This is a genomic window from Kitasatospora sp. NPDC101108 (assembly GCF_055584725.1).
The window spans coordinates 392,525-412,479 of record NZ_JBVJLM010000006.1; the positions used below are offsets into that span (position 1 = coordinate 392,525).

Annotated in this window: 25 protein-coding genes and 1 riboswitch; of the genes, 15 read left to right on the forward strand and 10 right to left on the reverse strand. The window is 71.3% G+C overall.

The window, feature by feature from the left end; translation table 11 throughout:
• Nucleotides 1-24 precede the first annotated feature (24 nt).
• The gene (locus ACZ6Z8_RS17040; RefSeq protein ID WP_465610452.1) at nucleotides 25-1,041 is read right to left on the reverse strand and encodes a hypothetical protein; all 1,017 of its coding nucleotides are present in this window, start codon (nucleotides 1,039-1,041) and stop codon (nucleotides 25-27) included.
• Nucleotides 1,042-1,260: 219 nt separating this feature from the next.
• On the opposite strand from ACZ6Z8_RS17040, the gene ACZ6Z8_RS17045 reads away from it, so the two are divergent.
• Nucleotides 1,261-1,593: a hypothetical protein gene (locus ACZ6Z8_RS17045; RefSeq protein ID WP_465610453.1), complete on the forward strand. Its 333-nt coding sequence runs from the start codon at nucleotides 1,261-1,263 to the stop codon at nucleotides 1,591-1,593.
• Nucleotides 1,594-1,604: 11 nt separating this feature from the next.
• On the opposite strand, the gene ACZ6Z8_RS17050 is transcribed toward ACZ6Z8_RS17045, so the two are convergent.
• The 4 genes from ACZ6Z8_RS17050 to ACZ6Z8_RS17065 all read right to left on the reverse strand — a co-directional run bounded on the left by ACZ6Z8_RS17050 (nucleotide 1,605) and on the right by ACZ6Z8_RS17065 (nucleotide 5,631).
• Nucleotides 1,605-2,201, reverse strand: a complete 597-nt coding sequence (locus ACZ6Z8_RS17050) for a hypothetical protein (RefSeq protein WP_465610455.1) — start codon at nucleotides 2,199-2,201, stop codon at nucleotides 1,605-1,607.
• A gap of 389 nt (nucleotides 2,202-2,590) precedes the next feature.
• Entirely contained in the window at nucleotides 2,591-4,033 is a 1,443-nt protein-coding gene (locus ACZ6Z8_RS17055; protein ID WP_465610457.1) for a glyceraldehyde-3-phosphate dehydrogenase, read from the reverse strand.
• Between the two features lie 288 nt (nucleotides 4,034-4,321).
• Nucleotides 4,322-5,500 (reverse strand): methyltransferase domain-containing protein, encoded by a 1,179-nt coding sequence (locus ACZ6Z8_RS17060; protein WP_465610459.1) that lies wholly within the window; start codon nucleotides 5,498-5,500, stop codon nucleotides 4,322-4,324.
• Nucleotides 5,500-5,631, reverse strand: coding sequence for a hypothetical protein (locus ACZ6Z8_RS17065; RefSeq protein ID WP_465610461.1), 132 nt, complete (start codon nucleotides 5,629-5,631; stop codon nucleotides 5,500-5,502). The genes ACZ6Z8_RS17060 and ACZ6Z8_RS17065 overlap by 1 nt, the downstream gene beginning before the upstream one ends.
• A 31-nt stretch (nucleotides 5,632-5,662) precedes the next feature.
• On the opposite strand from ACZ6Z8_RS17065, the gene ACZ6Z8_RS17070 reads away from it, so the two are divergent.
• A complete protein-coding gene (locus tag ACZ6Z8_RS17070; RefSeq protein WP_465610463.1) occupies nucleotides 5,663-6,001 on the forward strand; it encodes a hypothetical protein in 339 nt (112 codons plus the stop codon).
• A 63-nt stretch (nucleotides 6,002-6,064) separates the two neighbouring features.
• On the opposite strand, the gene ACZ6Z8_RS17075 is transcribed toward ACZ6Z8_RS17070, so the two are convergent.
• The 3 genes from ACZ6Z8_RS17075 to ACZ6Z8_RS17085 are packed head-to-tail and all read right to left on the reverse strand — an operon-like array spanning nucleotide 6,065 to nucleotide 6,845.
• Complete coding sequence (locus ACZ6Z8_RS17075) at nucleotides 6,065-6,241, reverse strand: hypothetical protein (RefSeq protein ID WP_465610465.1); 177 nt, start codon at nucleotides 6,239-6,241, stop codon at nucleotides 6,065-6,067.
• On the reverse strand, nucleotides 6,238-6,489 hold the full coding sequence (locus tag ACZ6Z8_RS17080) for a hypothetical protein (protein WP_465610467.1): 252 nt from the start codon (nucleotides 6,487-6,489) through the stop codon (nucleotides 6,238-6,240). The genes ACZ6Z8_RS17075 and ACZ6Z8_RS17080 overlap by 4 nt, the downstream gene beginning before the upstream one ends.
• Nucleotides 6,486-6,845, reverse strand: coding sequence for an ATP-binding protein (locus tag ACZ6Z8_RS17085; protein WP_396497058.1), 360 nt, complete (start codon nucleotides 6,843-6,845; stop codon nucleotides 6,486-6,488). The genes ACZ6Z8_RS17080 and ACZ6Z8_RS17085 overlap by 4 nt, the downstream gene beginning before the upstream one ends.
• 300 nt (nucleotides 6,846-7,145) lie before the next feature.
• On the opposite strand from ACZ6Z8_RS17085, the gene ACZ6Z8_RS17090 reads away from it, so the two are divergent.
• From ACZ6Z8_RS17090 to ACZ6Z8_RS17100, 3 genes are all read left to right on the forward strand, one after another.
• A complete protein-coding gene (locus ACZ6Z8_RS17090; protein ID WP_465610469.1) occupies nucleotides 7,146-8,012 on the forward strand; it encodes a helix-turn-helix domain-containing protein in 867 nt (288 codons plus the stop codon).
• Nucleotides 8,005-8,199 carry a DUF397 domain-containing protein gene (locus ACZ6Z8_RS17095; RefSeq protein ID WP_465610471.1) on the forward strand — a complete coding sequence of 65 codons (195 nt, stop codon included), beginning with the start codon at nucleotides 8,005-8,007 and terminating at the stop codon, nucleotides 8,197-8,199. The genes ACZ6Z8_RS17090 and ACZ6Z8_RS17095 overlap by 8 nt, the downstream gene beginning before the upstream one ends.
• Before the next feature lie 324 nt (nucleotides 8,200-8,523).
• Nucleotides 8,524-8,718 carry a DUF397 domain-containing protein gene (locus ACZ6Z8_RS17100; protein WP_033349099.1) on the forward strand — a complete coding sequence of 65 codons (195 nt, stop codon included), beginning with the start codon at nucleotides 8,524-8,526 and terminating at the stop codon, nucleotides 8,716-8,718.
• A gap of 82 nt (nucleotides 8,719-8,800) precedes the next feature.
• On the opposite strand, the gene ACZ6Z8_RS17105 is transcribed toward ACZ6Z8_RS17100, so the two are convergent.
• A complete protein-coding gene (locus ACZ6Z8_RS17105) occupies nucleotides 8,801-9,289 on the reverse strand; it encodes a DUF2399 domain-containing protein (RefSeq protein WP_465610558.1) in 489 nt (162 codons plus the stop codon).
• Between ACZ6Z8_RS17105 and ACZ6Z8_RS17110 the strand changes: the two genes are divergently transcribed.
• The gene (locus ACZ6Z8_RS17110) at nucleotides 9,179-9,646 is read left to right on the forward strand and encodes a GreA/GreB family elongation factor (protein ID WP_030289963.1); all 468 of its coding nucleotides are present in this window, start codon (nucleotides 9,179-9,181) and stop codon (nucleotides 9,644-9,646) included. The genes ACZ6Z8_RS17105 and ACZ6Z8_RS17110 overlap by 111 nt on opposite strands.
• A 256-nt stretch (nucleotides 9,647-9,902) precedes the next feature.
• Nucleotides 9,903-10,757 (forward strand): formate dehydrogenase accessory sulfurtransferase FdhD, encoded by an 855-nt coding sequence (gene fdhD / locus ACZ6Z8_RS17115; protein WP_465610474.1) that lies wholly within the window; start codon nucleotides 9,903-9,905, stop codon nucleotides 10,755-10,757.
• Nucleotides 10,758-10,788: 31 nt separating this feature from the next.
• Here the strand turns inward: fdhD and ACZ6Z8_RS17120 are convergent, their stop codons facing one another.
• Nucleotides 10,789-12,087, reverse strand: a complete 1,299-nt coding sequence (locus ACZ6Z8_RS17120) for a YhgE/Pip domain-containing protein (RefSeq protein ID WP_465610476.1) — start codon at nucleotides 12,085-12,087, stop codon at nucleotides 10,789-10,791.
• 194 nt (nucleotides 12,088-12,281) lie between these two features.
• Nucleotides 12,282-12,459: riboswitch (M-box (ykoK) riboswitch) on the forward strand.
• 346 nt (nucleotides 12,460-12,805) lie between these two features.
• Here ACZ6Z8_RS17120 and ACZ6Z8_RS17125 point away from each other — a divergent pair.
• From ACZ6Z8_RS17125 to ACZ6Z8_RS17160, 8 genes are all read left to right on the forward strand, one after another.
• Nucleotides 12,806-14,455, forward strand: coding sequence for an NRAMP family divalent metal transporter (locus tag ACZ6Z8_RS17125; RefSeq protein WP_465610478.1), 1,650 nt, complete (start codon nucleotides 12,806-12,808; stop codon nucleotides 14,453-14,455).
• A gap of 104 nt (nucleotides 14,456-14,559) precedes the next feature.
• Complete coding sequence (locus ACZ6Z8_RS17130) at nucleotides 14,560-14,886, forward strand: hypothetical protein (RefSeq protein WP_465610480.1); 327 nt, start codon at nucleotides 14,560-14,562, stop codon at nucleotides 14,884-14,886.
• Nucleotides 14,887-14,958: 72 nt separating this feature from the next.
• Nucleotides 14,959-15,201, forward strand: coding sequence for a hypothetical protein (locus ACZ6Z8_RS17135; RefSeq protein WP_465610482.1), 243 nt, complete (start codon nucleotides 14,959-14,961; stop codon nucleotides 15,199-15,201).
• A 74-nt stretch (nucleotides 15,202-15,275) separates the two neighbouring features.
• Nucleotides 15,276-15,683: a winged helix-turn-helix domain-containing protein gene (locus tag ACZ6Z8_RS17140; RefSeq protein WP_465610484.1), complete on the forward strand. Its 408-nt coding sequence runs from the start codon at nucleotides 15,276-15,278 to the stop codon at nucleotides 15,681-15,683.
• A gap of 42 nt (nucleotides 15,684-15,725) precedes the next feature.
• Entirely contained in the window at nucleotides 15,726-16,202 is a 477-nt protein-coding gene (locus tag ACZ6Z8_RS17145; protein ID WP_465610486.1) for a hypothetical protein, read from the forward strand.
• Complete coding sequence (locus tag ACZ6Z8_RS17150) at nucleotides 16,199-16,606, forward strand: VOC family protein (RefSeq protein WP_465610488.1); 408 nt, start codon at nucleotides 16,199-16,201, stop codon at nucleotides 16,604-16,606. Before ACZ6Z8_RS17145 ends, ACZ6Z8_RS17150 begins: the two co-directional genes overlap by 4 nt.
• Before the next feature lie 72 nt (nucleotides 16,607-16,678).
• Nucleotides 16,679-18,472, forward strand: coding sequence for an ABC transporter permease (locus ACZ6Z8_RS17155; RefSeq protein ID WP_465610490.1), 1,794 nt, complete (start codon nucleotides 16,679-16,681; stop codon nucleotides 18,470-18,472).
• Between the two features lie 18 nt (nucleotides 18,473-18,490).
• A complete protein-coding gene (locus ACZ6Z8_RS17160; RefSeq protein ID WP_465610492.1) occupies nucleotides 18,491-19,945 on the forward strand; it encodes an ABC transporter ATP-binding protein in 1,455 nt (484 codons plus the stop codon).
• Nucleotides 19,946-19,955 lie beyond the last annotated feature (10 nt).

Genomic DNA, 19,955 nt, shown 5'->3' on the forward strand with positions numbered 1-19,955 from the left:
GGAAGGGGGGTCGGTTCGCGGGGGTCAGTTCGCGGCGCAGCGGTCGCGGTGGACGCGGAAGGCGGTGACCGGGTCGCCGGTCAGGTAGTGCCAGGGCGACTCGGTGACGAAGCCGTCCAGCGCGTCGAACAGCAGCCGGGCCGTCTTCGGCTGGTCGGCGAGCGAGAAGGCCATCGCGAAGGCGTTGAAGCTCGCCTGCCAGCCGCGGGCCGGCACGAAGTCCGGGTGCAGGACGGAGCGGAACGCCGCCTCCTGCAGTTCGGCCACCACGGCGGGGTCGGACAGGTAGGCGTGGTCCTCGCCCTCCGGGAGGTCCAGCCAGCGCTCCAGGTGGGCCAGCGCGACCAGCTCGCCGAGCGGGCTGCCCTCGGGGGCACCCAGCATCGCCGAGCGGGCGAACCCGTGCATCGCCTCGTGCGAGCCGCCCCACTTCTCGCACAGCTGCTGCAGCCGCTGCCGGTGCGAGGCGAGGTGCCCGGGCACCCGGCGCACGGCGGCCTCGAAGCGGCAGGTGGCGACCTCGGGTCCCAGCGAGGCCCCGCGCGCGCTGATCTGCAGGAAGTACCAGGGGGCGAGCCAGGACGGCTCCCGCTCGGCGACCTCCAGCAGCTGCTCCTCGGCGACGTCCAGCCGCTGGTGGAACAACTTCCACTGCTCCTCGGTGACCTGGTTGGCCCGGGCGCGGGTGCGCGCCTCCCAGGCCCAGCTGACGTGCCGGGCGCCGGACAGCAGCAGCGGCAGCGCGTCCTCCGGGGCGTCCGCCACCGCGCGGGCCGTCCACTCCTCGACCCCGGCGACCTCCGCGACCGCCCCGGCGAGCCAGGTCAGCTCGGCGCCGTCCGCCGCGGCCAGCGCGGGGCGCAGCGCCGTCCAGTCCCCGGCGGCGGCCCACCCGAGCGCCTCGCGGACGGACTCGTCCCCGAAGGTCGGATCGAGCCTCGGCTCGACGGCCCGAACGGCCCGACGGCCCAGCCCGAACCCGCGCCGACCGGCCCGGTCCTGCCCGCCCTCCCCGCCCGAGCGGCGTCGGAACAGCGGCATGTGTGGCCCCCTCGAACGTCATCGGCATCTGTCGCATGGCCCCACTGCGGCCACCCCACGTGAGTACATATCACGGGCGGCCGAGCCCACTTCCCCCAGCCCAGCGCCCTCCGCACCCAGGCCGCCACCACCCGGTCACCGGTGGCATCTTGCTGCCTGACAGATTTCTGACACCGCGCACCCCACCGTCCGGGCCGACCATCCGTCACTCTTGGTCCCGTGCACGCCATTCGCTTCCACCTGCGCGCCCCGGACCGCCCCGACGGCCCCCCGACCCTGACCCCGACCCCGGAGGCGGTCCACGACGGACTGGCCCGCGGCCTGCCCGCCCCGGCCCGGTTCGAGCACGCCCGGATCCTGACCGGACCCGGCACCGTCGACGGGATCGCCTTCGTCCTCGCCGACAACCTCCTCGCCGCCGAGGCCGCCCTCGCCGCCGCCTGCGCCGCCCTCACCGGCCGCACCGGACCGCTGCCGGGCTGGGACGTGCCGCACTGCGCCCTGGACACCCTGCTCGCCCTCGGCCTGCACGAACTCCCGGCCTGCCCGTGACCTGAACCCCGTCAGGCCGCGCCGAGCCCGGCGTCCGGCGTCCTCCCCGACTGCGCCTGCTCGATCCGGTTCACCAGCATCACCGCGAACCGCCGCGCCGCCGCCGGGTCCGCCGGCCCGCCCTCCGTCGTCACACTCGCCACCACGGTGCCCGACCGCACCACGACGCTCACCCCGTCCCCCGCCGACAACGGCCCGACGAACACCTGGCTCTCACTCCCCAGCGCCGGCGCGTCGACCTTGTGGAACGGCCCGACGGGATACGACGCGTACGTCTCCTTCAACCGGTTCCTGGCCGCGTCCCGACTGGGCAGGGTCTCCACCAGGAACCGCGTCACCAGATCCCCCGACGAGAACCGCACCGACCCGCTCAGCGGCTTGCCCGTACACGGCGCCGACGCCGAACAGGTGACGGAGTGGTCAGCGGTGTCGACCTTCCGCTTCTCCTCGTCCCACCCGGCCATCACCTTGGCATCCGGCAGCACCTGCCCGACCACCTTGTCGTCCAGCAGCGCCCCCTCCAGATCCGCACTCGGCGCCGCGACGACGGGCGCCGCACTCCCCGTCCCCCCGGCGGCCGCAGCCCCACTCGGGGACGCCGAGGCCACAGCGGACGCCGAGCCCCCGCCGCCCGTCGGCACCGCAGCAGCGCCACTCGTCACCGACGCCCCCGCCGAACTCACCGGACCAGCCGAACTCCCCGCCGCCGCAACCCCCTTGCCGTCCCCCGACCCCCCGGACGAACACGCCACCAGCGCCCCGGCCAACACCCCGCCCGCCACCACGGCGCTGAACCGCCGACCGCCCATCCCCATGCGCCCACTCCCTTACGCCTGTCCGTGACCCCTCAAGATAGCGACCACCCCGCACACGAACCGCCACACCCCCACCCCACCCCTCGGGCACGCGGGCAACACCCCCCCAGCCCCCAACCCCCCAGGAAACGCCGAAGGGGCGGCGACCGAACCGGCCACCGCCCCACCGAACACCCGAAAAATCAGACCGCCGGAACCGGGAACGTCGGGTACTCGACCCCCGAGATGTACTGCACGACCCGCACGACCTGGCACGAGTAGCCGAACTCGTTGTCGTACCACAGGTACAGGATCGCGTTGTCCCCGTCGACCTTCGTCGCCCCCGCGTCCACGATCGAGGCGTGCCGCGACCCGATGAAGTCGCTGGACACCGCGTCGGGCGAGTCGATGAAGTCGATCTGCCGCTTCAGCGGAGAGGTCAGCGAGATGTTCCGCAGGTAGTCGAGGACCTCCTCGCGGTTGGTCTCCCGCTTCAGCTGCAGGTTGAGGATCGCGATGGAGACGTCCGGCACCGGCACGCGGATCGAGCTGCCGGTGATCTTCGCCTTGAGGTCCGGCAGGGCCTTGGCGACGGCCGAGGCGGCACCGGTCTCGGTGATCACCATGTTCAGCGGCGCCGAGCGGCCACGACGGTCGGCCTTGTGGTAGTTGTCCAGCAGGTTCTGGTCGTTGGTGAACGAGTGGACGGTCTCCACGTGGCCGCGCACGACGCCGTACTCGTCCTCCATCGCCTTCAGCGGCGGGACGATGGCGTTGGTGGTGCAGGAGGCGCAGGAGATGATCTGCTCGTCCGGCTTGATCATGTCGTGGTTGACGCCGTGCACGATGTTCGGCACGTCGCCCTTGCCCGGGGCGGTCAGCACGACCTTGGCGATGCCGGGGCGCAGGTGCTTGGACAGGCCCTCGCGGTCACGCCACTTGCCGGTGTTGTCGATCAGGATCGCGTCCTTGATCCCGTACTCCGTGTAGTCGACCTCGCTCGGGTCGTTGGAGTAGATCACCGTGATCTCGTTGCCGTTGACGACGATCTTGTTGTTCGCCTCGTCGACGGTGATGGTGCCCTGGAACTGGCCGTGGATCGAGTCCCGGCGCAGCAGCGAGGCGCGCTTGACCAGGTCGTCGCCGCCGCCGTTGCGCACGACGATGGCCTTCAGCCGCAGGCCGTTGCCGGAGGCCTTCTCGATCAGCAGACGGGCGACCAGCCGGCCGATGCGGCCGAACCCGTACAGCACGACGTCCTGCGCGGACCGGCGCTCCAGCTTGTTCTCACCGGTGGCACCGGCGACGGCCTTGGCGGTGAACTCCTCCACCGACAGGCCGTGGTCGTCCGCCCGGTAGGTCGAGGCGAGCATCCCGAGGTCGATCTGCGAGGGGCCGAGGTCCAGGGTGGTCAGCGCCTGCAGGAACGGCATGGTCTCGGTGACCGAGAGCTCCTCGCCCGCGATCTGCCGGGCGAAGCGGTGCGTCTTGAGGATGCTGACCACCGACTTGTTCACCAGGGAACGGCTGTGGAGCAGAACGGTCACGTCCTTCTCCCGGTGCAGCCGCCCGATGATCGGGATCATCGACTCCGCGATCTCCTCGCGGTTCTTCCAGTCCGTGAACACGTCGTCGTTGACAGTCACAAGTCCATCTTTCGAGCTGAGGGTGTTGCCCACATGGTAGCTTCGCCCGCCCGCGCCCCAGCGGCCGGTCCCCCCTTCCCCGACCTCGCCCAAGCCTCCCACCTGCGACTTTCTCCGCGCCCCCGCCGACAAAGGTGATCGCCGCCACCCCGGCCGACCAGGTCTACTCGGGTAGAACATGCCCCGTGGTTTCCGCCCTGGAGCTCGCGCAGCGCGCCTGAGCCGGATTGCCGTGTGCGGGCGCCGAGTCAGGGGACTCGGCGCCCGCGCACGGCACGGCCAGTCATTTCAGGGAAGCGGCCAGGAGTGCTCCGGGCTGTCCAGCCACCCCCGGTGCCCGTCCCGGCTCACGGTGAGACCGAACCGGTCAGGGGAGGGGGAGCCGTTGTTTGTCCACCACTCGTAGGTGTCCTCGATCTGGTCCCAGAGTCGGCGCGTGCCGTACTGCCGAACGGTGAACCGGTCGTGATCACCGCCGTCGTGGTCCACCGCCGCCCAGGACGCCCGGTCGGTCGAGGCGATCCACAACCGGTCCGCGACGCCCTCGGCGGGGTCGTCCTGCCACGCGTGCCAGATGTCGCCGATCCGGTGGCCGATGGCGAACGCGGCGTCTCCGCGCACCACCGCGCGCCGGGGCAGCACCGTCTCCGACACGATCGCCTCGTGCCCCGTGCCCTTCACCACGTCGCGCATCAGCTGTACGTCGTCGCGCTGGGTGCGGGCGAGCATGAACGCCCCGTGCGGACGGTACCGGCCCACCGCCGTGCCGTCGTCGCCGACCGTAAGCCGCAGCATGCCCCAGCAGATCCACGGGTTGTCCCACGGCGTGAGGATGACCCCGCCGGGCTTGGTCTGGCCGATCCACTGCGGCGGGACGCGCCGCACGGAACAGGTGGACACGATGCGGTCGTACGGCGCGGCGGGGCCGTAGCCGAGCAGGCCGTCCGCGCACACGACGACGGGGGCGTACCCGGCGGCGTTGAGGTTCTTCCGGCCGCGCACGGCCAGGTCCGCGTCCAGTTCGACCGTCACCACCCTGTCGGCACCGAGCCGGTGACACAGGAGGGCCGCGGTGTACCCGTTGGCGGTTCCGATCTCCAGGACCGTCATGCCGTCGCTCAGGTCGAGCATGCCCAGCATGTCGAACACCACCGAGGGGGCGGAGAGCGAGGACGACGGCCACGCCTCGCTCAGGTCATCGGGCTCGGTGCCGTCGTTGATCTGGGTGATGACGGGGACATTGTCGTAGGCGGCGGCGAACCAGGTGTCGGGGTCGTCGCCAAGGCTGACGGAACGGTACGCACCGTCCTGTTCGAGCCATACCCGTTCGAGGAGGAAGTGGTGGCGAGGATGGGCCACGGCCGCCTGTCGCCACTCGGGGGCCACGTCGTGGCCGAGATCTCCGGTGACGGCCTGGAGCAGGCCGCGCACGGCGGCCTGCTCGGGCATGTCCTGATGATCCGTCATCAGCGGTGCTTGCCGCCCTTGTCGGGACCCGAGCCGTCCGGGCTGGGCTTCGGACCGATCACGGGGCCGCCGGGCTTGGCGTGGCTGCCGCCCTTGCCGTCGTTCGGGCCGCCCTTGTTCCGGTCTCCCACGGGGTCCTCCTACTGGGTCGCGGTGCGGTTGGTGGTCAGGATCGGCCCGGGGTTCGGTGACTCCGGCCAGTGCCTCCTGGACCTCGGCCGGACCGAGGCGGCCCACACCCTGATCACCGAGGGCCTGGCCCTGCTGCCCCGGACCAGGGACAAGACACGCGGAGTCTTCCTGACCTACCAGGCCAGGAGCCATCTCCAGTCGAAGAACGTCGAGCAGGCACTCGCGGTCACCAGCGAGTCGCTCGACCTGGCCACCCGCATCGGCGCCCCGCGGTGCATCACCCTGGTGCGCGACCTCCCGCCGGCCTTCAAGCCCTACCGGAACGTCGACGGCGTTCCCGAGCTGCTGGAGCGACTGAGGGTCTGTTGAGCGCCACCGACACTGCGGCCGAGCCGAGTTGGAGAACTCGGCTCGGCGGCGTACGCGGCCTGGTCAGACGGGTATGCGCCGGATCGGGTCGTGGTCCTGGCGTTCGGGGTCGGTGCGCTCGTCGTCGGGCCTGGGCGTCCGGAGGGCCGCGACGACGCCGAGGGCGACGGTGGCGAACGCGAGCACCAGGAGGACGGCGAAGGCGGCGCCGACCAGGAAGGCGGCGGTACCGGCTCTCACCCGTGCTCATCTCCTTCGAGGTCGCGGAGGAGGTGGAGGAGGTTGAGCAGCGTGCTCACAGGCGCGTGGCCGAAGTCGACCAGGATGCGGCCGTCGAGGGTCGTCTCGCCGGGGGCGGCGGAGCCCCAGAGGAGCCCGTACGGGAGTCCGCGCCGGTGCAACTCGCCGAGGAGGGTGGTGATCTGCGGCGCGGCGTAGTCGTGCATTCCCGGGTCGGTCGGCGCGATGGGGGTGCGGTGGCGGCTCACGCGGGGAAGTCCAGCTCGTACCAGACCGTCTTGCCACGCTTCTGGGGGTCGACACCCCAGCGGTGGGTGAGCCCCTCGACCAGCTGGAGCCCGCGCCCGGACTCGGCGAGGCGGCCGGGGGTGCGCGGCGCGGGGAGAGCGTCGCTCTCGTCCGCGACGCAGACGCGAAGGGTGCGGGTGAGGGAGAAGTAGACGACGGGGGCGGGGGTCCGGCCGTGCCCCCAGGCGTTGGCGATCAGCTCGCAGAGGGCGAGTTCGGCGTTGAAGATGACCTCGGGGTCCCAGCCGGCCCGGGTCAGGATGTCGCGGAGGGCCTGCTTGGAGAGGGCGAGCGAGGGCGTGTTACGGGTGCACATGGAGTCCTCCATGAAGCGGTGATGGGGAGAGGAGAGAGGAGAACCGGCGGATACGTCGCCGTGAGCCAGGCCGGGACGCGGCTGCTCTGCGGTGCGCGGGCAGCAGGCGCCTACTGCCCGGAAAAGACAGGCGTTACTGACGACCCGTCGGATCGGGCCAATGACGACCATAGCCCAGTCTCAGATCAAGTTTTACCCCGATCTCAGAACTTCCCTCTATCGTGGTACTGGGCCGCCCCTGATGGACCGACCAGCAAGCCGGGCGGCAGACTGAGGTCGACCCCGCCTTGGAAGGAAGTCATGGCTCCACGCGCGAACCCAACACTCCGTCAGCGGCGACTTGGTGCAGAGTTGCGAAGGATGCGCGAGCAGGTCGGCTTCGGCGGCAGCGAACTCGGTCGCCTCGTCGGCATGAGCCCCGCACAGGTGACGCAGATGGAGGCAGGAAAGATCGGCATCAGCGTGGAGCGCCTGCGCACGATCGCCGCAACATGCATGTGCGTCAACGAGCCCTTGATCGCTGCCCTCTCAGGGATCATCACGGAGCGTGAGAAGCCGGGCTGGTGGGAGGAGTATCGCGGAACCCTGTCCGACGACTTCATTGATGTCGCAGAGTTCGAAGGCCAAGCTCGAAGGCTGACCACATACTCGATGGCGTTCATTCCCGGCCTACTTCAGACCGGCTCCTACGCCTCTGCCGTCTTCGCTCAGGCTGTCCCGCCATTGCCTCGTCACGAGGTCGACCTCAGGACAGCCTTCCGGATGCAGCGGCAGCGACTTGTCCGATCGGGCGCGACTCCTTACTCGGCATTCGTCCATGAAGCCGCGCTACGCATGCAGTTCAGCGGCCCAGCAGTCCTCGCCGACCAGCTCGACGCTCTCATCGAAGACTCTGGGCAGTCGACCATCTCGATCCGAGTAGTCCCGTTCGATGTCGGTACGATGCCAAGCTCCAGCGAGAACTTCACCTACGCCGAGGGAGTGATCCCCGAGCTGGATACGGCGCAGGTGGACACGAGCCTTGGCGCCCGGATCTTCGACGCCCCAGCACACATGGCCAGGTTTCGATCCCTGCTCGCCCGGTTCGAGTCTCGCGCCCTCTCGGAGGAGGAAACCCGAGAGTTCATCGGATCCATCAAGAAGGAAATGGAAAGCAAGCGTGAATAGTTCTGCGTGGCAAAAGTCCAGCTACTCCGCCGCAAACGACGAATGCGTCGAGGTGCGTACCGCCGACGGGTTGGTCGAGGTACGCGAGTCCGACGACGGCGGGGTCATAGTCCGCACCGCCCCGGCCAGGTTCGCCGCGTTCCTTCAAGGTGCCAAGGCCGGCGAGTTCGATCACCTCGCCATCTGACCCGGCGGCGCCTCGCTCCGCGGAGCGAGGCGCCGCTCACCCCAGAAAAGCGCACGCTCGTGTCATTTGCTCTCGGAGCGGTAGGACTCCAATTCGAAGAATCCGAGTAGTCCCGTTCGATGTCGGTGCGATGCCAAGCTCCAGCGAGAGCCGAGGGAGTGATCCCCGAGCTGGATACGGCGCAGGTGGACACGAGCCGTGGCGCCCGGATCTTCGACGCCCCAGCTCATATGGCCCTGCTCGCCCGGTTCGGGTCTCGCGCTCTCTCGGAGGAGGAGACCCGAGAGTTCATCGGATCCCTTAAGAAGGAAAAGGAGAGCAAGCGTGAATAGTTCTGCTTGGCAGAAGTCCAGCTACTCCGCCGCGAATGACAACTGCGTCGAGGTGCGTACCGCCAACGGGTTGGTCGAGGTGCGCGAGTCCGATGACGGCCAAGTCATAGTCCGCACCACTCCCGCCAAGTTCGTCAGGTTCCTCCGAGCGGCCAAGGCAGGCGAGTTCGACCACCACGCCAGCTGACGCAAGTGGCCCTTCGCCGTGCGGAACCAAGGGCCACCGCAAGCCCTCTCCGTCTCCTGGCACGGCACTCCCAGCAGCTTCCTCAGCCCGGTCCGCCCGCCGCCGATGCCGATGCCGAAGGACCAACGGGTCCGCGTCCCCGTGCGGTAGCGGCCGGGGACGCCAGATCGGCGAGCAGGTCGTCCAGGACCGGTTCCTCCTCGATGCGTCGGCCGGAGGCGAGCAGTGCCGGGCCCAGGGCCGGATCCCAGGGGGCGTCCGTGGGAGTTCCGGTGGGGGGGCGCGGTGTGGGCCGCCGCCGGTCATGGGCGCCGTTGTGCCGGACGGCCGCCCGTATCTGCGCGAACCAGTTCCTCGAAACCGGGGCGACTGCGCGGAGGATTTGCCGGGGGCGCGGCGGGGTGGGGTAATGAGATACGGCCGGTGTTTCAACGTCCCGTGAGAGACCCGGGAGTTTGTGATGAGCGGTGGGCCGGAACCGATCAGTGCCGAGGGGCTGCGCGCGGTGCGCGAGGAGTTGGCACAGCTGCGGGTGGAGCGGGGGGAGGTGGCCGCGACGCTTCGGGGGGATGGTCCGGCGGGTGATTCCGCGGATGCCGCCGACGAACTTCAGCGGGCCTCCGACGTGACGCGGCTGGACCGGCGGATCGCCGAGCTGGAGGGGCGGCTGCGGGAGGCCGAGGTGGCCGGGGCACCGTCGACCGAGGTGATCGGGGTGGGTTCGACCGTCACCGTGCGGTTCTCGGACGGCGAGGAGGAGACCGTCGAGATCTCGGAGCTGGCGGAGGAGCGGGAAATGACCCTGGTGACCTACGACAGCCCGTTGGGGAAGGCGCTGTTGGGCCGCCGGGCCGGGGAGACGGTGAACTACGAGACGCCGGGCGGCGCGGCGAGCGCGGTCGTGCTGGCGGTGGGGAACGGCCGGTAGGCCAAGGGCGGAATTCCCGGTCGGGGGGTGCTCGCCCGGCCTCCGACGGGCGCGGCTGGTCGGCTCACGGGAGCCGCCTCTTCGACGCCCGGAGCGATGAACCACGGCGTGGCTGCGGGGGGCGTCCTCAGCCTGGCGGTCGCCGCCGCCACCTGCCGCCGCCCCCAGCCCCCGCCACCTGCCCGAACCGCGCACCGCCGGCAGGAGGGAGGATTGATCCGTACCGACCGGATCGAACCCCGAGGAGCCGACGACGATGGGCCGAGTGACCGTTCCGCGCAGGATACTGCGACTGCGCAAGGGCACCCCCTCGCACCGCCCCGACACCCTCGCCGCCGAGGAACCGATGGAGATCCGGGTCGGCGGCCGTCCGCTGACGGTGACCATGCGCACCCCGGGCAGCGACTTCGACCTGGCGGCCGGCTTCCTGGTGAGCGAAGGCGTGCTGCACGCCGCCGACCACCTGGCCGGGATCCGCTACTGCGCCGGGGCCACCGCCGACGGCGGCAACACCTACAACGTGGTGGACGTGGTGCTCGCCGCCGGTGTGCCCGCCCCGGACGCCTCGCTGGAGCGCAACTTCTACACCACCTCCTCCTGCGGCCTGTGCGGCAAGGCCAGCCTGGACGCGGTGCGCACCACCGCGCCGTGGAGTGTCGCCGAGGACGGGCTGCGGGTCACCCCCGAGCTGCTCTCCGCACTGCCCGACCGGCTGCGTGCCGCCCAGAAGGTCTTCGACAGCACCGGCGGCCTGCACGCGGCCGGACTCTTCGACGCCGAGGGCCGGCTGCTCTGCCTGCGCGAGGACGTGGGCCGGCACAACGCGGTGGACAAGGTGGTCGGCCACGCGCTGCGCGAGGGCCTGCTCCCGGCGCGCGGCACGGTGCTGATGGTCAGCGGCCGGGCCTCCTTCGAGCTGGTCCAGAAGGCCGTGATGGCCGGCATCCCGATGCTCGCCGCCGTCTCCGCGCCGTCCTCGCTGGCGGCGGACCTCGCCGAGGAGAGCGGGCTGACGCTGGTCGGCTTCCTGCGCGGCGACTCGATGAACGTGTACACCCGCCCGGACCGGATCGACACCGGCTCGGAGAACACCTCCCGGGACAGCGCGTAGCCGGTCGGCCCGGACAGGCCCCGGACAGGCTCTAGTCGGAGGGCTGGGGCGTCCAGCGGTGCAGGCCCTTGCGGTCGTAGTAGCGGGTCATCCCGAAGCCGAAGGCCAGGGCCAGCACCACGCCGACGGCGATCATGGTCCAGCCGCGGGCCAGTCCGGCGTCGGAGCGCGCGTCGAAGAAGAGGATCGCCCGGATGCCGTCGCTCAGCTGTCGCATCGGCTCGAAGGCGCCGAGGAAGCGGTAGAAGGCGGGCACCGCCTGCAGCGGGACGGTCGCCCCGGAGGACGGCAGGGCCAGGGCGATGAAGACGAACATGGACACCAGCTGCCCGATCCCGCCGAACGCGGCGTTGATCGCCTGCACCCCGAGGCCGACGGCCAGGCTGGCGCAGTAGGCGAAGAGCCAGAGCATCGCCATGTGCGGGGCGTCCATGCCGAGGATGCCTACGGTGCAGAGCAGCACCAGCGAGGTGGTGAGCAGCATGATCCCGGCGGTCATCATCATCTTGAGCAGCAGGGTCTGGGTGCGGCTGATCGGTACGGTCGGGCGGCGGGTGTGCCAGGGGCCGATCTCGCTGTCGCTGTAGCCGAGCGCGCCGTCTACGCCGTTGTGGATGATGTTGCCGCCGATGAAGCCGCTCAGGACGGACAGCAGGGCGTAGTAGAAGGCGCTCAGGCCGAGCCCGCTGTGGCTGCCGATCGGGCCGGCCTTGGTGGTGACGGTGAACGGGTCGGCGAGCAGCAGTCGGGCGGTGGCGCCGCCGTCCGGTCCGGAGGACTTGGTGGCGGGTACGGCGGCGAGCAGCTGCCTGCCGGTGGCGAGCGAGGCCTGGTGGGCGGCGCCCTGGGCGATCTGCGAGGCCATCGAGGCACCCAGGCTGCCCAGAGCCGGGTTGGTGAGGACGGTGAGGGTGGGCCGCGCGGTGGCCCCGCCGGTGGCCAGCCCGGTGACGGCGGCGGTGAAGTCCGCGGGGACGAGCAGCGCGGCGTAGACCTTGCCGGAGGAGATCAGGTCGTGGGCGCCGGCCTCGTCGGTCTGCTTCCAGTCGACGGTCTCGCCGGGTGTGCCGGCCACCACCGCCCGGGTCAGCTCGGTGCCGGAGTTCACCGCCCGGCCGGGCGGCGGGGCGCCCCGGTCGGCGTTGACCAGGGCGATCGGCAGCCGGTGCAGGTTCCCGTTCGGGTTGACGATGCCGCCCATGTAGAGCAGCGAGAGCACCACGGCCACCAGTGCGCACAGGACGCTCGGGAAGAGCCACAGTTTCGGCTTCCGGGCGAGCGCCAGTGCCCTCGCCTGCCGGGGAGCCCCCTGGGAGCCTGTGGTCGCCATGCCACCCCTCGGTTCCGGGCACGGGCCGGTGCCGTGCCGCTACGGGTACGGCGGGAAGTCGTTCCGTGGGCGCGTGGCGGCCAAACCCGCGTCACCCGGGCGGCGGAACGCCCGCGGCCCGCCCAGACAGTAAAGGTTCTACCAAGTACGCAAGTATCGCGCTCCGGCCGGTCTATGCTTCTGGAGGTTTGAAGAAGGCACCTCGTTCGGTGAGGCTTCTTCACGGACACAGGCCACTGATCCGACGACGTCGAGAGACGCCCAGGGTTAGGACAGATCCTCCCGACCTAAGGGTTGATCCGAAGTGGCTTCCGGCCCAGGGGGGTTGGACACGCCGTGGAGTGCCAAAGCTCTGACGAGTTGGGGTGAACCGGTGGCCGTTCCGCGCGCCGGCGAACTCCTTGCCGCGTCGATGACACGCACCACGGGGTGCGCCGACCGGGAGGAGGCGAGAGACATGGATTGCAGTAGTCCGGGCCACAGTAGCCCCTGCCCCCGCCTGTCCTCGTACGCCCCGTACACCTCCGGCACGCGGTAACAACCTTCTCCACGCGTTGATTTGAGGGCGCATCAGCATCGGCTCACCATGCACGCGGCTTCGCCGTGCCCGCACGGGCGCGCACCGCCGCGCGCCGATGCTCCGCGCCCGTACGCAGGAAAGGGCTGCTGCCGCGCGCCCCCAACCGCCCCGCCGCCCGGGGCCCACGGGAGGAACGCCATGACCACCGACACCACTCTCAACTCCAAGCCCCCGCAGCCGCGTTCGGCGGCGCTCGACGACGCCCACATCGGCGACATCAAGGGTGCGCTCGGCACCATCCGGCTCGATGACCAGGCACCACGCCAGGGCCTGAGCGCAAGACTCAAGACCCTCCTGGCGATCGTCGGCCCCGGCCTGATCGTGATGGTCGGCGACAACGACGCCGGCGCCTTCTCCACCTACGGCCAGGCCGGGCAGAACTACGGCACCCAGCTGCTGTGGACGCTGGCCCTGCTCATCCCCGTCCTGTACGTCAACCAGGAGATGGTGCTGCGCCTCGGCGCCGTCACCGGCGTCGGCCACGCCCGCCTCATCCTGGAGCGCTTCGGGAAGTTCTGGGGCGCGTTCAGCGTCATCGACCTCTTCCTGCTCAACGCGCTGACGCTGGTCACCGAGTTCATCGGGGTGACACTCGCGGCCGGGTACCTGGGCCTGCCGAAGGTCGCCTCCGTGGTCCTGGCGGCCGCGGTGATCATCGCGTCGGCCTTCACCGGCTCCTTCCAGCGCTTCGAGCGCGTCGCCGTGACGCTGTGCGTCGGCTCGCTGCTGCTGGTGCCGATCTACTTCATGGTCCACCCCAGGACCTCGCAGCTGGCCCACGACTTCGTGGTCCCCAGCATGCCCGGCGGCTCGGGCGAGCTGGCGACCGTCATGCTGCTGATCGTCTCCATCGTCGGCACCACCGTCGCCCCCTGGCAGCTGTTCTTCCAGCAGTCCTACGTCATCGACAAGCGCATCACCCCGCGCTTCATGAAGTACGAGAAGGCCGATCTGTGGATCGGCATCGCCATCGTCATCATCGGCGCCTCCGCCATGATGGGCTTCTGCGCCGCCGCGTTCGCCGGCACCGACGGCTTCGGCCAGTTCTCCGACGCGGCCGGCGTGGCCAAGGGGCTGGAGGACAAGGCCGGTCACGTGGTCGGCGTGCTGTTCGCCATCGCCCTGCTGGACGCCTCGATCATCGGCGCCTTCGCGGTCTCGCTGTCCACCGCCTACGCCATCGGCGACGTCTTCGGCATCAAGCACTCGCTGCACCGCGGAGTCAAGGGTGCCAAGGGCTTCTACGGCATCTACGCCGGCGTGGTCGTGGTGGCCGCCGCCATCACCCTGCTGTCCACCGACTACGCGCAGGGCCTGATGACCCAGTTCGTCCAGGTGCTGGCCGGGGTGCTGCTGCCCTCCGCGACCGTTTTCCTGCTGCTGCTCTGCAACGACAGGGCCGTGCTCGGCCCCTGGCGCAACGGTCCCAAGACCAACGCCTTCACCTCCGCGGTGGTCGGCATCCTGGTGATGCTGTCGCTGATCCTGACCGCCGCCGTGGTCTGGCCGGACATCAGCTCCGACGCCCTGCTCTGGATCATGGCCGGCTGCGGCGTAACGGGTGTCCTGGTCGCCGGGTACTTCTTCACCTTCGGCCGCAAGGGCACCAAGGAGGACCCGATCGACCGCACCGGCCGGGAGAACTGGCGGATGCCCCCGCTGGAGACCCTGGAGAAGCCGGTCATGTCCACCGCCCGCAAGGTCGGCATGGGTGCGCTGCGCACCTACCTGCTGATCGCGATGATCATGGTCATCATCAAGGTCGTCCAGACCGCCCTGAACCACTGACCCGGACGCCGGGGGCGGCGACCGCGCACGACCGCCCACCGCCCCCGGCCCCGCCCCGGAACCCTCGACCGCCCCGCACCCGGGGAAAGGAAGGGAGTACGGCCATGCGCCCCACCGGTACCGCCCTCGGCACCACCATCCGCACCGCCACCGACACCGACACCACGCCGTTCCACCGCTGCCCGAGCGTCCGGCTCGCCCTGCACGACGGCGTCGAGCGCGCCTACCGCCTCGACGACCCCGGCGCCTGCCCCCTCTCGGGCACGCCCGACACCCCGGCCTCCGCGTACGAGCCCCGCGTCCACCTGGCCTACCTGCTGGCCCGCCAGGGCCACCGCCCGGACTGGCTCGCCCGCTTCGCGGACCTCCCGCCGGCTGCCGCGCGCCGCCTGGCCCACGCCGCCGCCGAGCGCGCGGGCGCAGCTGCCTGACGAGTCATCAATTCTCCTTCATACAGCCGCATTTGTTCACATCCACTTGTCCTGTCACGGAGGTGACCTGCCATGTCCATCGTTGCCGCTTTCCAGCCTGCCCTTCCGTCCACCGACCGCGGCCGACTGCGCGCCGCCCTCGCCGCGGTGGGCCGACGCCTGGCAGCGAGCCCGCTGGACAACTCCGTCCTGCAGGCCGTCGCCGCCCCGACCGCCCCGACCGGCCGTCCGACCCGGCTGCGGGCCAGCTGGCACACCGTCACCGCACCGGACGGTACGGCCCGCCTGGAAGCCTCCTGGCGCCCGGGCCGCTGACCGAAACCGTCCTCGACCCGACCCGACCCGACCCCCGACCCGACCCGACCCGACCCGACGAAGGAGCATCCGCCATGGCCGTGCGCTACCCCAGGCTCGACGCCATCTTCTCGGACCACGCCGCCACGGCCGCCCCCGCCCGGCGCACCGTCGCGCCCGCCCCGCAGCCCGTCGTCACCGCGGACTCCGGCCTGGTGGTGGACCCCGAGCAGCGCACCGTCACCGTCGACGGCCAGCACCTCGACCTGCCGTACCTGGAGTTCGAGCTCCTCGCGCACCTGGTCGGCAACCCGCTGCGGGTGCACTCCCGCCGCCAGTTGATGGAGACCGTCTGGGGCCGGCCCGACACCGGCGACACCCGCACCATCGCCACCCACATAGCCCGGCTCCGCCGCAAGCTCGGCCCCGGCCACCGGGAGGCGATCGCCACCGTCCGGCAGATCGGCTACAAGTACGACCCCCGGCTGGTCCGCGCCGCCTGAACCAACCACCGAAAAGCCGAACCCGCAGAAGGAGGACACCGCATGACCAGAGCAGCCAACCCGTTCCCCCGGACCGGCAGAACGACGGCCCTGGGCGGCGTCCTGCTCCTGCTCACCCTCCAGTGCCTCGCCGTCGGCGTCGCCCCCGAGCCCCTGCGGCTCTTCCTCTCCGGCGTGCTCATCGGCGCCTCGGTCGCCGGACTGCTGCTCGCCCTGCTGCTGGCCCACGGCCGGCAGCGGGCGGGCCGGTCCCGAGGAACCGCTCCGGAGGACGACACCCAGTGGTTCAGCGCCCGCTCGCTGGAGGGCTTCCCGATGGAGCAGGTCCGCCCGCTCCTGCTCGCCCCCGGTTCCCCCGGCCTCAACCGGCTCTACACCGCCTGGGTGTTCGCCACCCACGGGCACGACCCCCAGTGGATCGCCCACCACCTCGACCTGCCCACCCCGACCGCCCGGCTGCTGGTCACCGCGGCCCGGCGGCACACCACGTCCACCCCCTTCGACAGGAGGCCGCAGTGATCACGGCCCTCGACCACGTCCAGCTCTCCGCGCCACCCGGCAGCGAGGCCCTGCTGCGCGCCTTCTACGGCGACGTCCTGCAGATGGCCGAGATCCCCAAGCCCCGGCCGCTCACCGGGCGCGGCGGCTGCTGGTTCGCCGCCGACGGCGGACGGGTGCGGCTCTACCTCGGCATCGACGAGCGCTTCCGCCCCAACACCAGGGCCCACCCCGGGATGGCGGTCAGCGAGATCGACGACTTCGCCCTCCGGCTCGCCGAACTCGGCGCCCAGGTGGTCTGGGACGACAGCCTGCCGCCCCGGCGCCGCTTCTACACCACCGACCCGGTCGGCAACCTCCTGGAGTTCGTCGAGGCGGCCGAGCGGCCGGACCTGGCCCCGAGCACGGTCCGAACGGCAGTCTGAGCACTGGTTCATTTGCGTACGGACGTCGGGAGGGAGCAGACTGCCCGGGTTTGCGCGCCGGAGGTCCCCGCCATGCCCTTCCCGAAGTCCGTCCCGGGCCTCTCCCGGGGCCCCCTGCCGCCCCGGGGCCCCCTGCCGCCCCGGGGCCCGCTGCCGCCCCGGGCTGCGCGCCGCCCCGGCCCGAGGGCCTGGGTGGACGTGGTCGTGGCGGCCGCCGTGCTGGTCGTGCTCTACCTCGCCCTGCGGGTCGGGCAGGGCACCACCGTACGGTTCTCCACCGCCCGCGACGCCGCCGTGGACACCGACCCGGCCCGGCTGCCGTACGACGCGGCGCGCTCGCTGCTGCGGATGTTCGCCGCCCTCGTCGTCTCGGTCGGCTTCACCTTCGGCTACGCCTACGCCGCGGCCCGCAGCCGACGGCTGGAGCGGGTGCTGATCCCCGCCCTGGACATCCTCCAGTCGGTGCCCGTGCTCGCCTTCCTCACCGTCGCCGTGACCGGCTTCCTCGCGCTGTTCCCCGGCTCGATGCTCGGCCTCGAATGCGCGGCCGTCTTCGCCATCTTCACGTCCCAGGCGTGGAACATGACCTTCGGCTTCTACCACTCGCTGGTCTCGCTGCCGCGCGAACTCGACGAGCTGTCCCGCTCCTTCCGGTTCAGCCGGTGGATGCGGTTCTGGAAGGTCGAACTGCCCGCCGGCATGGTCGGCCTGGTCTGGAACGGCATGCTCAGCTTCGGCGGCGGCTGGTTCTTCCTGGTCGCCTCGGAGGCGATCAGCGCCGACAACCAGCGGTACGCCCTGCCCGGGGTCGGCTCCTACGCGGGGGCCGCCATCGCCGCCGGGGACCTCGGCCGGGTCGGCTGGGCGATCGCCACCATGGCCGTCCTCGTCGTCGGCGTCAACTTCCTGTTCTGGCGGCCGCTCACCGCCTGGGCCGAGCGCTTCAAGAACGAGCAGTCCGAGGCCACCGAGGTGCAGCGCTCCGCCGTCCTCGACCTGCTGCGCCGCTCCCGCCTGCCCGCCCTGCTCGGCCGGGCGTCGCGGCCCGTCGGCCACGCCCTCAACCGGGCCGGGCGGGTCTTCGGCACCGACGACCGGCCGCTCGCCGTCAGCCCCGTACGGCAGCGCACCGGGGACCTCGTCTTCGCCCTCCTCTCCGGCGGCGTCGTGCTCTGGGGCCTGGTCGACCTCGGGCGCTACCTCGCCCACGCCACCGGCCTCGGCGTCTTCGGCGAACCGCTGCTGCTCGGCCTCGCCACCCTGGCCCGGGTCGTGGTGCTGGTCGCGGTGGCCACCGTCGTCTGGGTGCCGATCGGCGTGAAGATCGGCTTCTCCCCCCGGCTGACCCGGATCGCCCAGCCCCTGGTCCAGGTCCTCGCCAGTTTCCCCGCCAACTTCCTCTTCCCGCTGGTGGTCTGGCTGCTGCTGCGCACCGGCCTGTCGCTCGACCTCGGCGGCGTCCTGCTGATGGCCCTCGGCGCCCAGTGGTACATCCTGTTCAACGCCATCGCCGGCGCCATGGCCATCCCCAGCGACCTGCGCGAGGCCATGGACGACCTCGGCGTCCGCGGCTGGCAGCGCTGGCGCCGGCTCATCATCCCCGGCATCTTCCCGGCGTACGTCACCGGTGGCATCACCGCCTCCGGCGGCGCCTGGAACGCCGCCATCGTCTCCGAGGTCGTCACCTTCGGCGGCACCACCCTCACCGCCACCGGCCTCGGCGCGTACATCGCCCGGGCCACCGAACGCGGCGACTACCCCCACCTGCTCGCCGGGGTCGCGGTGATGAGCCTGTACGTCGTCGTCCTCAACCGCCTGCTCTGGCGCCGCCTGTACCGGCTGGCCGAGCGCCGCTACTCGCTCTAGCCCTGGGGGTCCCGTCCGATGCGCTTCCCGTTCTCACGCTCCGCCGCTGTTGCTCCCGTTGTTGTTCCCGCTGTTGCTCCCGTCGCCACGGAAACGGTCGACGACGGGGGCCTGCTGGAGGACGGCGAGGTCCTGCTGGAGACCGTCGGCCTGACCAAGTCCTACGCCGGGGCCGACGGCGAACTGCCGGTGCTCTCCGGGATCGACCTCACCGTCCGGGCCGGCGAGATCGTCGCCCTGCTCGGCCGCTCGGGCTCCGGCAAGTCCACCCTGCTGCGCTGCCTGGCCGGCCTGCTCCCGCCCAGCTCCGGCACCGTCCGCTACCGCGGCACGCCGCTCACCGGCGCCAACCCCGGCACCGCACTGGTCTTCCAGACCTTCGCCCTGCTGCCCTGGCTGACCGTCCGACAGAACGTCGAACTCGGCCTGGAAGCCCGCGGAGTGCCCCCGCGCCAACGCGCCCGGGCCGCCGACCAGGCCATCGACCTGATCGGCCTGGCCGGCTTCGAGAACGCCTATCCCAAGGAGCTCTCCGGTGGGATGCGCCAACGCGTGGGCTTCGCGAGGGCGTTGGTGGTCGAACCGGACGTCCTGATGATGGACGAGCCGTTCTCCGCGCTCGACGTGCTCACCGCCGAGAACCTGCGCGGCGAACTCATGGAACTGTGGGACTCCGGCCAGTTCCCCACCCGCGCCGTCGTCCTCGTCACCCACAACATCGAGGAGGCGGTGCTGATGGCCGACCGCATCGTCGTCCTCGGCTCCCGCCCGTACGGCACCATCCGGGAGACCGTCGAGGTCGACCTGGAGCGCCCGCGCGACCGGGACTCCGCCGCCTTCGACGAGCTGGTCGACCGGGTCTACCGGATCATGACCGGCCGCGCCAAGGACACCACCCGCCCGGCCCTTCGGCCGGACCCGGAACGGCACGAACCGGAACGGCACGACCCGGACCGCTCCGACCGTCGTACGGTGGCCAACACCCCGCTGCCCACCGCCAGCGTCGACGGCCTCTCCGGCCTCGCCGAGATGATCGCCCACCGCGACGGCCGCTGCGACCTCCCCGACCTCGCCGACCAACTCGGCCTCGACCTCGACGACATGCTCCCCCAGGTCGACGCCCTCGACCTGCTCGGATTCGCCGAGGTCCACGGCGACGACCTCCTGCTCACCGAGGACGGCGCCGCCTTCGCCCACGCCGACGTCCAGGACTCCCGCGCCCTCTTCGCGGGCGCCGCACTCGACGTCCCGCTGGTCAAACTGATCGCCAACAGCCTCGGCAGCGCACCCGGCACCACCCTCCGCGCCGGGTTCTTCCGCGACCTGCTCGCCCACCACTACACCAGCGAACAGGTCGACCGGCAGCTGGAGACCGCGACCGACTGGGGCCGCTACGCGGGCCTGTTCGGCTACGACGCGGCGCGGCGGGAATACCGGCTGGAGGACGCCCAGCCGGGGACAATACCGCGGTGACCGCAACACC

Coding starts and splice junctions, on each gene's coding strand:
- ACZ6Z8_RS17160 (WP_465610492.1), top strand. CDS start 18,491: ATGCGCTTCCCGTTCTCACGCTCCGCCGCTGTTGCTCCCGTTGTTGTT.
- ACZ6Z8_RS17085 (WP_396497058.1), bottom strand. CDS start 6,845: ATGTGCACCCGTAACACGCCCTCGCTCGCCCTCTCCAAGCAGGCCCTC.
- ACZ6Z8_RS17145 (WP_465610486.1), top strand. CDS start 15,726: ATGACCAGAGCAGCCAACCCGTTCCCCCGGACCGGCAGAACGACGGCC.
- ACZ6Z8_RS17140 (WP_465610484.1), top strand. CDS start 15,276: ATGGCCGTGCGCTACCCCAGGCTCGACGCCATCTTCTCGGACCACGCC.
- ACZ6Z8_RS17155 (WP_465610490.1), top strand. CDS start 16,679: ATGCCCTTCCCGAAGTCCGTCCCGGGCCTCTCCCGGGGCCCCCTGCCG.
- ACZ6Z8_RS17120 (WP_465610476.1), bottom strand. CDS start 12,087: ATGGCGACCACAGGCTCCCAGGGGGCTCCCCGGCAGGCGAGGGCACTG.
- fdhD (WP_465610474.1), top strand. CDS start 9,903: ATGGGCCGAGTGACCGTTCCGCGCAGGATACTGCGACTGCGCAAGGGC.
- ACZ6Z8_RS17110 (WP_030289963.1), top strand. CDS start 9,179: ATGAGCGGTGGGCCGGAACCGATCAGTGCCGAGGGGCTGCGCGCGGTG.
- ACZ6Z8_RS17125 (WP_465610478.1), top strand. CDS start 12,806: ATGACCACCGACACCACTCTCAACTCCAAGCCCCCGCAGCCGCGTTCG.
- ACZ6Z8_RS17060 (WP_465610459.1), bottom strand. CDS start 5,500: ATGACGGATCATCAGGACATGCCCGAGCAGGCCGCCGTGCGCGGCCTG.
- ACZ6Z8_RS17040 (WP_465610452.1), bottom strand. CDS start 1,041: ATGCCGCTGTTCCGACGCCGCTCGGGCGGGGAGGGCGGGCAGGACCGG.
- ACZ6Z8_RS17090 (WP_465610469.1), top strand. CDS start 7,146: ATGGCTCCACGCGCGAACCCAACACTCCGTCAGCGGCGACTTGGTGCA.
- ACZ6Z8_RS17135 (WP_465610482.1), top strand. CDS start 14,959: ATGTCCATCGTTGCCGCTTTCCAGCCTGCCCTTCCGTCCACCGACCGC.
- ACZ6Z8_RS17130 (WP_465610480.1), top strand. CDS start 14,560: ATGCGCCCCACCGGTACCGCCCTCGGCACCACCATCCGCACCGCCACC.